The sequence below is a fragment of the Dolichospermum sp. UHCC 0259 genome (assembly GCF_009711935.1).
Lineage (GTDB): Bacteria > Cyanobacteriota > Cyanobacteriia > Cyanobacteriales > Nostocaceae > Dolichospermum.
Genome location: NZ_VIKX01000278.1, coordinates 1 through 389 on the forward strand (window position 1 = coordinate 1; position 389 = coordinate 389).

Sequence of the window (389 nt, forward strand, 5' to 3'; positions counted from 1 at the left end):
AATCTGAGTCACATCTGCGGAATGTGGGATCTAACTGTATTAACACCGCTAATACTGACAAACAAGAAAAGCTAGATAGCTTGCTGTCTCTGAATTTTCAGACTTTCAAAAAAGTCCAAGTCTTAACCGTTTAGAGTATAATTGCGTGTTTGTATCACCCAAAAAACAAAACCCCCTCTAGTTGAATAGAGGAGGTGATGTTGTTAAAAAATAAACCTGGCATCGAGCTATTTTGACGTAGGGCTACCCCTAAACTATCGTCGCCGCAGCAGCGTTTCACCTCTGAGTTCGGGAAGGGATCAGTGTGGTTCCACCGCGCCATAGACACCAGGAAAACCTTGCGGAAGTCAAAAGTCAAAAATAAGAATTGAAATTTGAAACTAACAACA

1 rRNA gene is annotated in these 389 nt (G+C 41.4%); it reads right to left on the bottom strand.

From position 1 onward, the window contains the following. Nucleotides 1-214: 214 nt before the first annotated feature. Nucleotides 215-332: ribosomal RNA gene (gene rrf, locus FJR05_RS23600) — 5S ribosomal RNA — on the bottom strand. Nucleotides 333-389 lie beyond the last annotated feature (57 nt).